The organism is Kitasatospora sp. NPDC057512, assembly GCF_042802135.1.
GTDB lineage: Bacteria > Actinomycetota > Actinomycetes > Streptomycetales > Streptomycetaceae > Kitasatospora.
Map to the genome: position 1 here is coordinate 1 of NZ_JBHVET010000763.1, position 3,910 is coordinate 3,910.

At 74.6% G+C, this 3,910-nt stretch carries 4 protein-coding genes; all 4 read right to left on the reverse strand.

The annotated features are described in order from the left end of the window. Positions 1 to 79 precede the first annotated feature (79 nt). Positions 80 to 1,210, reverse strand: coding sequence for an LPXTG cell wall anchor domain-containing protein (locus ACFU6K_RS33325; protein WP_380669451.1), 1,131 nt, complete (start codon positions 1,208 to 1,210; stop codon positions 80 to 82). Positions 1,211 to 1,639: 429 nt separating this feature from the next. Continuing rightward, positions 1,640 to 2,218: an NAD(P)H-dependent oxidoreductase gene (locus tag ACFU6K_RS33330; protein WP_380669453.1), complete on the reverse strand. Its 579-nt coding sequence runs from the start codon at positions 2,216 to 2,218 to the stop codon at positions 1,640 to 1,642. A 117-nt stretch (positions 2,219 to 2,335) separates the two neighbouring features. After that, positions 2,336 to 3,220, reverse strand: a complete 885-nt coding sequence (locus ACFU6K_RS33335; RefSeq protein ID WP_380669455.1) for an NAD(P)-dependent oxidoreductase — start codon at positions 3,218 to 3,220, stop codon at positions 2,336 to 2,338. Between the two features lie 122 nt (positions 3,221 to 3,342). Next, positions 3,343 to 3,774 carry a hypothetical protein gene (locus ACFU6K_RS33340; RefSeq protein WP_380669457.1) on the reverse strand — a complete coding sequence of 144 codons (432 nt, stop codon included), beginning with the start codon at positions 3,772 to 3,774 and terminating at the stop codon, positions 3,343 to 3,345. Positions 3,775 to 3,910 lie beyond the last annotated feature (136 nt).

Sequence of the window (3,910 nt, forward strand, 5' to 3'; positions counted from 1 at the left end):
CGGCACGGGGGTGCTCCGGATCAGCGCGCTTCGGGTCGGCGCACCTCGGGTCGGCGCGCTTGCGTCAGCGCGCTTCGCCTCAGCCCTGCTGGGCGGACTTGCGGCGGCGCAGCACCACGAGGGTGCCGATACCGGCCACCAGGACGGCGCCGCCGGTGGCCGCGATGGCGGTGGTGTTGCCGTCGCCACCGGTCTGGGCCAGGGCCTTGTCGCTGCCGTCCGCGGCGGCCTTGGCCTTGTCCACGGCGGCCGGGGTCAGCGGCGGCGGGGTGATGACCGGGGGCTCCACCGGGAAGTCGATCGGGCCCGAGGTGTCGCCGCTGCTCTCGACCGGGGCCGGGGTGGTGGCCGAGCCGGAGGGCTCACCGGTGGCCGGAGTGGTCGGCTTCTCGGTGGGCTTCTCGGTGGGCTTCTCGGTCGGGGTGTCGGTCGGCTTGCCGGTGGGCGTCTCGGTCGGCGTGACGGTCGCGGTGGCCGACGGCGAGCCGCTCGCGGTCGGGCTGGGCTTGCCCGTCTGGGACTGGGTCGGCGTCGGGCTGGGCTTGCCGGTGTGCGTCGGGGTCGGCTTGCCGCCGGGCGCCTTGATGGTGAAGCCCACGCCGCCGTCGCAGCTGAGGTGGCCGTTGTCGACCGGCTGGTGGCTGGAGTCGTCGAGCTGGGCGGCGAAGACGACCGGGACGACGCCGGCCCGGCCGAGCGGGGCGCCGTCGGTGAAGGACGCCCGGACCTTGATCGGGACGTTCTTGCCGCGGTTCACCCCGAGCAGGTCGTCGGCGACCGGGTTGCCGGCCGAGTCGAGGGTGCCGAGCATCATCAGGACGGAGCTGTTCTTCTCGCCGCTCTGGTCGGGGGCGACCACGGCGGTCTGCCACTCGCCGCCGGGGAGCCGGTACTGGACCTTGAGGTCCTTCGCCTGGAGCGAGCCCGCCTTGTTCTTGAACTTGAGCAGCGGGATGAAGACGAAGTCGTGCTTCGTCCGGTTGTCGATCTTGAAGGTGAACTCGCGGGCGTCACCACCGGCGATGAAGGTGCCGGGCACGCCGTTCAGCGAGAGGTCGAGGCTCGCGCGCGACGCCTTGTCGGCCTGCGAGGCGACGGCGGACGGGGTGCCGGTGGCACCGACGGCCATGGCGCCCTGGGCGCCGGCCAGGACGAGCGAGGACGCGAGCGCGGCGGCCCCGGCAAGGGCAAGACTGCGACGTATGGACAAGGGAGACCTCACGGAAGTGTCCGGGCGAGGCCCGGGCGCGAGGGGGCGGCCGAAGAACGCCGCGGACCCCCCGCGAAGCTGAAAGTGCGACGGAGAGTACCGAACGACGGGACCGGTCCGGAAGGCGGGTGGCACGCTGGGGTCCGGGCCCAGGGAAGGGCTGCCCGATTCGTCCAACTCTGGATGCTGGTACGCCTTTTGCGCTCGGCCGGGGACGGCGGCCGGATGACGGGTACACGCCCGGGGGCGGTGCCGCACGGCCCCCGACGGCGGGCGGCGCGTGCGCGCGGCACCCGGCCCGCCGGGGGTCGGTCCGTGAGGGGGCAGCCGTGGGGAACCGGCCGCGAGGGGGCGACTGCGAGGGGGCCACTGCGAGGGGGCCACTGCGAGGGGCGGCTGCGAGGCGGCCCGGAAGGCCGGCCCGGAGGATCAGCCCGCGAAGAAGGACTTGGCCGCGATCACGGCACGCTCGTCGCCCAGCACGTCGCCCGGGCGGGTGCCGTGGCCCAGCAGCACCCCGCCCCAGCGCATTCCCATGTAGTCGGCGGTCAGCCGGAGGGTGCCGATCAGCGGCTCGGCGTTGCTGTCGTCGGTGGCGAGGGCGGTCACGCCCCAGATGGTGCCGCCGCGCATCCCCTCGCGGAACTCCACCCCGGGCACCCGGAACCAGGCCGACCAGTAGTCGAGGTAGAGCTTGGCGCTGGTCGGCAGCGCGTACCAGTACAGCGGCGCGACGAAGACCAGGTCGGTGGCCGCCAGAGTGGCGTCCAGCAGCGTCCGCTCGTGGCCGGCCGGCTCGGGGTACGTGCCGTCCCCGGTGTGCCGCAGGTCCCGGAAGGGCGGCAGCGGGTGCTCGTCCAGCCGCAGCCAGTGCTGCTCGGCGCCGGCCGGCAGGCTCGACTCGGCGGCCAGCCGGGCGAGCCGGGCCGAGTTGCCGTCGGGGCGCGCGCTGGCGTCGAGGAACAGGAAACGGCGCGGCGCCTCGGCGCCGGGCGGCTGATCGCCCATCAGAACTCCTCCGTGGTACGTACGGTGCGGACGCAGGAGTGAGCAGCCGTCGAACGCCGGTTTATTCCGCGCCCATGCCAAACCCCGGCCGGCACCCGGGGTTTCGGCCGGCGAGGATCAGTCGGGCAGTCCCGCCCGGCGGCGGGCCACCTCGGCGACCGCCGCCCAGTCCTTGTCCCCGTCGCCGTGGGCCAGCGCGTCCAGGAAGGCGTCCCGCAGGACGCTGCCGATCGGCAGCGGCACGTTGCGCGCGGCCCCCGCGTCCAGCGCGAGGCCGACGTCCTTGAGGCCGAGCGGCAGCCGGAACCCGGCGGGCTCGTACCGGCGTTCGGCCACCATCGCGCCGTAGCCGGTGTGGATCGGTCCGGGGAAGAGCGTGCCGGTGAGCAGGTCGACCAGGTCGGTCGGCCGGATCCCGTGCGCCTCGGCCAGGCTGCACGCCTCGGCCATCGACTCGATCGCGCAGGCGATCAGGAAGTTGGTGCTGATCTTGACGGTGTTGGCCTGCCGGGGGCTCTCGCCGAAGTGCCAGGTGCGCTCGCCCATCGCGGCGAACAGCGGCTCGGCCCGCTCCAGCAGCTCGGGCGCGCCCGCGACCAGGATGTTCAGCCGCCCCGCCGCCGCGACCGGCGGCCGGCCGAGGACGGGCGCGGCGACGTAGCCGACGCCGTGCTCGGCGTGCAGCGCCTCGGCGCGCTCGGCGAGGGCGAGCGAGACGGTGGCCATGTTGACGTGCAGGGTCGCCCCGGCACCGGCCAGCAGGGCGGGATCGAGCAGCAACCGCTCGACCGCCGCGTCGTTGGCGAGCATGGAGACCACCGTGTCGGCGGCGAACACCTCCGCGAGCGAGCCGGCCGCCTCCGCGCCCTCGTCCACCATGGCGGCCACCGGCTCGGGCGAGCGGTTCCAGACCCGTACGGTGTGACCGGCCCGCAGCAGGCTGCCGGCCATGCCGCGCCCCATCGCACCCAGCCCCACGAAGCCGATCGTCCGCCCGGTCATCCGCGCACTCCCGTCGCCGCCGCACCGCTCGTATGCGGCCGACTGTACGTCAGAACGCCTGTGGCCCCAGCCGGGTGGGCTAGGGATCGCCTTCAGGCGCAGGCGCGGGCTCGGGCTCGCCTTCAGGCGCAGGCGCGGGCGCGGGCCGGCAGCCGGGTACGGTCGGCGGCCGCGCCGCGCTCCAGCTCGGCGACCACCCGACCGCGCAGCAGCTCGTACTGGGCCTGGAGCCGGCCGGGGCGGGCCGGGCGGGCGACCGGGCGGCCGCGGCCGACCAGCTCGTCCGGCCCGAACTGCTCACGGGTGAGGTCGATCTCGAAGCCGGTGGCGAAGCGGTTCCACCAGTGGAGGTCCGTCCGCACCCCGTCGACGTACACCTCGCCCATCATGAGCTCGCCGCCGAGCAGGTCGTGCACCACCATCGCCGTCACCCCGCACTGACCACGGGCGGGATTGTCGGGACGCCAGTGGGCCAGATCCTCGGGCGCACAGGTGTCGACGCCCCAGGAGGAGCGGATCGCACGTTCGATGTCGTTGAGGGTCCACGCCGTCATACCGGGAAGCCTGCCACGCGCCACTGACAGCGGCACCGGCTTTTCGAAGGGTCATCCCGTGTTCTGCGGCTACCCTCCCGGCGTTCACCCGAACGAGACCCCGGCCCGGCCGGCCCGGCCCCTGGCGCGGGGCGGG